This is a genomic window from Methanobrevibacter millerae (genome assembly GCF_001477655.1).
In the GTDB taxonomy this organism is placed as follows: Archaea; Methanobacteriota; Methanobacteria; order Methanobacteriales; family Methanobacteriaceae; genus Methanocatella; species Methanocatella millerae_A.
Genome location: NZ_CP011266.1, coordinates 1,772,494 through 1,777,174 on the forward strand (window position 1 = coordinate 1,772,494; position 4,681 = coordinate 1,777,174).

Below are 4,681 nucleotides of genomic sequence, written 5' to 3' on the forward strand. Positions count from 1 at the left end.
ATAGATTAAATAGTGTTAAATACAAAGGAGAAAATTTTATGAAAAATCTCAGTAAGATGTTCAAACCTGAATCCGTAGCGGTTATCGGTGCTTCAAACACCCCTGGAAAAGTTGGATACATCATTGTAGACAATTTAATAAATGACGGTTTTGAAGGTAAAATATACCCAGTAAACCCTAAAGGCGGAGAAATCTTAGGTAAACAAGCATATGCAAGCATAAAAGACATCCCCGAAAAAGTAGATTTAGCAATAATTACAATTCCTTCAGTCTTTGTTAATGAAACAGTGAAAGACTGTGGTGAAGTCGGCGTTGAAAATATGGTTGTAATTACAGCCGGATTTAAGGAAGTCGGTGAAGAAGGAGCTAAACTGGAAGCGGAATTAACTGCACTTGGTGAAAAATATGGAATCAACATTATTGGGCCAAACAGTTTAGGAATCACTGATTCACATACTCCATTGAACGGATCATTCTCACAAATGATGCCACCGAAAGGAAACATTGCATTCATCTCACAAAGTGGAGCAATGATGGTAGCAATCATCGACTGGAGTGTAACTTCCGGAATTGGATTCAGTAAAGTTATCAGTCTAGGAAACAAAGCTGGAGTAAACGAAATCGAATTATTGCAATACTTGGCTGACGATGATGAAACAAACGTAATCATCTGTTACTTGGAATCCATCTCAGATGATGAAGACTTCATCAGAACCATGAGAGAAACAGCAGTCAAAAAACCTATCATCATCCTTAAATCAGGTTCATCCTCTGCTGGTGCAGAAGCTGCATCTTCACACACAGGTGCATTGGCAGGCAGTGACCTTGCATTCGACACTGCATTCGGTCAATCAGGAATCATGCGTGTTGAAACAATGGCAGAATTGTTTGATTTAGGTTTAGCATTCTCCAAAGCACCTCTCCCACAAGGTAAAAATGTAGCAATCATTACCAATGCAGGTGGAGGGGGAGTTTTAACAGTAGATGCTATGGAAAAAGCAGGATTGGATCTTGTTAAATTTGATGAGGAAACTACTGCTAAATTAAAACAATGTATTCCTGACGAAGGAAGCGCAAACAACCCTATTGACGTATTGGGAGATGCACCAGTGGACAGATACAAAGAATCACTCGACATTGTATTGCACGACGAAAGAGTGGACAGTTTGATTGTTATGGTATGTCCTACAGCATCAGCAGACCCTGACGGAATCGCACAGGCTATCCTTGACGGAAGAAGAGATTCCAAAAAACCTATCATTGTAGTTAACATGGGTGGTCCATCATTCGAAGATGCAAACAACCTCTTAAGAGACAACCACATTCCAACATACGTATTCCCTGAAACCGCAGTTCATGCACTTTCCGCAATGACCAAATTCGCTAAACTGGAAGAAAGAAAATACGATGATGTGGTTGAAAAAATTACCGATGTTGACAAAGATACAGTAAAAGCCATATTCGACAAAGTAACTGCTGACGGAAGAGACACATTGCTTGGAAGCGAAGCATATGCAGTCGCAGAAGCTTACGGCATTTCAGCAGCACCAATCAAGTTATCAACTTCTGCAGATGAAGCAGCACAATTGGCTGAAGAAATGGAATTCCCTGTTGTACTTAAAATCGCATCAGATAAAATCTTACACAAGTCAGACATTGGCGGTGTAAAAGTAGGAATTGCAACACCTGATGAAGCTAAAGAGGCATATGATGAAATCATTGCTAACGCCAAGAAAGCTCATCCGGACATTGTGCCTGACGGTGTGGAAGTACAAAAAATGATGGAAACCGGACAGGAAGTAATCGTCGGTATGATTAAAGACAAACAGTTCGGACCAATGATTGCATTCGGTATGGGCGGAATATACGTTAACCTTATTGAAGATGTATCATTCAAATTGGCTAAAGGTTTATCATCCCAGGAAATTGATGAACAAATCGAAGCTACCAAAGTTTCTGAATTACTTAAAGGTTACAGAGGAGAAGCTGCCTGCGATATTGAAGAAGTAAAAGAAGCTATCAAAAGAGTAGCAAGATTAACTTTAGACTTCCCGGAAATATCTGAACTTGATATCAACCCAATTTTTGTTTACGAAGAAGGTTCAAGTGCTTTAGATATTAAAATCAAATTATAATTTCTCACTTTGAGAAATTTTTACTCTTTTTTTATTTTTTTAACACCATAGGCGATATTATGTATGGTGAAATTGACCTGGAATTATTTACCCACACAATTCTCGAACTGAACAATTCTTTTCAAAAATTAAACGACGGTAATTTTGACGTTAAGGAATCTCTTGATTCAAGTTATGAAAACTTAAAATCATTATATGATTCATTGAATGAAATCCTGAATGCAGATGAAATCAATGCCAATGAAGTTGAACTTTTCTGCAGCTATTCCCTAAACATGTTTCCGGAATACAAAAGCCAACTTACAAACCTGAAAAATTTGGATGATGATTTAAATGAATCTGTGATTAATTTAATTGAAATTTTTGACAAACTATGTGAAATAGCAGAGGACTATTTTAAAAATAGGAAAGTGATGTTATGAAATATGACTTAAGCAGTGTTGGCATACATAGGAACTTGCAATATGAATGCATTACTACAACAATTAATTCAGACAGAAAAAAGAATTCTGCCGCATTCGCATTCATCTACCTCGGCGATGACCGGGTAATGTGCAGAATATTTGAAGGCTCAAAAAGTCTTGAAAACATAAAGCAGACAAAAAGATACGTGGTCAACATTACACAGGACCCTCTGATATTTACCCTTTCTACAATCGATAAGCTTCCAGATGAGTATTACACTGATGATGAAGACATAGCAATTTTAAAGGACAGCGGAGCATATCTTGTAATTGATGTCGATGAGATTGAAATGAAAACACCCGAAGATTTCCCAATAAAAAACGACACCAACATCTATTTCATTACAGGTACGATAAAAGACTTCGTCATAAGGGACGAATCGGCACAGGCATTCAACAGAGGATTTTCCGGACTTATAGAGTCACTGGTCAACTGCAGCCGATACAAGATTGTTGACGGAGAAAAGAAAAAATACTACAAAGACCGTCTGGAAGAAAACAAGCGTGTAATAGAAAAAGTTTCAGATGAAAAAACCAAAAAAGCCATGGAAATACTCGCTGAAGAGTATGAAAAAAACTGATTTTTAAAAAAATAATATTGGAAGGATTTATTTTCCTTCCCAGTATAATTTATCATGCGGAATAGTGCTGTTTAAGATACCTAAATCCACTTCCACTTTCATGAAAGCGTCAACATTAGCTTTATAAGTATCATTTAATCCTGAAATGAATGGGAAACTAGCTAATGATTTAGCTTCAACATCTTCATTGGAAACAATGTCCTTAGGTAATAATTTTACTACAGAACTTGCATTGTTTTGAACATTTTCATTGATGTAATTGGTAGCGTTCTCATGGATTGCAGTAATATTTTTTACCAAATCAGGGTTTTTATCAATGAGATCCTGGGATGCCACAACAACACAGCATGGGTGGTTTGGTGAAATTTGACTGGAATTCATCAATACTTTATTTCCATCAGCTTCAGAAGAACTTACAAATGGTTGGAAAGTTACACCAGCATCAAGAGTGTTGGATTTGATTGCATCGTTAATTGAAGGAGTTTTCATTGCAGATGAATTAACTTTATCTATTGACAATCCATTGTTTTTCAAGAGAATGTTTAATAAAACATATTGAATACTTGCTTCACCAGGAGTTGCAACATTTTTACCATTTAAATCAGCTGCAGAATTGATTCCTGAATTGCTGGAAACGATAACACCACTACCCTCATTTTGAGCAGCGGAAATGATTTTTACAGGAACACCTTTTTCAACAGATGACAATACTGGAGAAATACCGACATATCCAACATCGACTTTTCCACTTGCCATTGCAGTCATTAAGTCTCCACCATTATTAAATTGTACGAGTTCAGTTTCAATACCTTTTTCTTTATATAAACCTTGTTGATCAGCAACAAATAATGCAGAGTCGTGATCAGAAGGCGAATAACCAATAGTTACCTTATTTGAATTTCCACCGCCTAAAAAGTCGAACCAGCCTGCACTGACAGTTCCCATTGCAATTAAAGCAATGAAAGCGATGACTAAAATAACACCTATCTTTTTATTCATTGAATCACCATATATTTTTTATAACAATAGTTATATCTTTTTCAATACATAACCAATTGATGGCAATAATATTGAAAAAAATAAAGTCTGGAATCCCTATTCATAGATATATACAAAAGCAATATATAAACTTATATGACTTGAAAATTTATAAAATTAAATTATCAACAAAAACAATCAAGTTTTTGATAAAAATTAAACCATTTTTGACAATAATACAAAAAATGATATCATTAACTAATCAAATAGCCAACACAAGCATTCTTTTTTTACAAAGAAGTGACTTGAAAAAATAATTCCATAAACCGAACATGAATTTGAATTAATCTGCTATGAATAATAATCAATAATTTAATACATTAATCCAATAAGTCATAGAATAATAATGCAAATTATTAATAATTTTAATAGATCAATTAGAATAAAAAAAATAGTTTTAGTACATGTAGATGAATTGATTAATTTATGAAAAATTAATAAAAAATAAAAAAGTTAGAAGCTG

General features: G+C 35.0%; 4 protein-coding genes. 3 read left to right on the forward strand and 1 reads right to left on the reverse strand.

Annotated features, from left to right (window positions below):
- The first annotated feature begins 38 nt into the window (after nt 1-38).
- The 3 genes from acs to SM9_RS07790 are packed head-to-tail and all read left to right on the forward strand — an operon-like array spanning nt 39 to nt 3,180.
- The gene (gene acs / locus SM9_RS07780) at nt 39-2,135 is read left to right on the forward strand and encodes an acetate--CoA ligase alpha subunit (protein WP_058739602.1); all 2,097 of its coding nucleotides are present in this window, start codon (nt 39-41) and stop codon (nt 2,133-2,135) included.
- Between the two features lie 59 nt (nt 2,136-2,194).
- On the forward strand, nt 2,195-2,557 hold the full coding sequence (locus SM9_RS07785) for a hypothetical protein (protein ID WP_058739603.1): 363 nt from the start codon (nt 2,195-2,197) through the stop codon (nt 2,555-2,557).
- Between the two features lie 35 nt (nt 2,558-2,592).
- Nucleotides 2,593-3,180, forward strand: a complete 588-nt coding sequence (locus tag SM9_RS07790; RefSeq protein ID WP_198144361.1) for a DUF447 domain-containing protein — start codon at nt 2,593-2,595, stop codon at nt 3,178-3,180.
- Between the two features lie 27 nt (nt 3,181-3,207).
- Here the strand turns inward: SM9_RS07790 and SM9_RS07795 are convergent, their stop codons facing one another.
- A complete protein-coding gene (locus SM9_RS07795; protein WP_058739605.1) occupies nt 3,208-4,179 on the reverse strand; it encodes an ABC transporter substrate-binding protein in 972 nt (323 codons plus the stop codon).
- Nucleotides 4,180-4,681 lie beyond the last annotated feature (502 nt).

Coding starts and splice junctions, on each gene's coding strand:
- acs (WP_058739602.1), top strand. CDS start 39: ATGAAAAATCTCAGTAAGATGTTCAAACCTGAATCCGTAGCGGTTATC.
- SM9_RS07795 (WP_058739605.1), bottom strand. CDS start 4,179: ATGAATAAAAAGATAGGTGTTATTTTAGTCATCGCTTTCATTGCTTTA.
- SM9_RS07785 (WP_058739603.1), top strand. CDS start 2,195: ATGTATGGTGAAATTGACCTGGAATTATTTACCCACACAATTCTCGAA.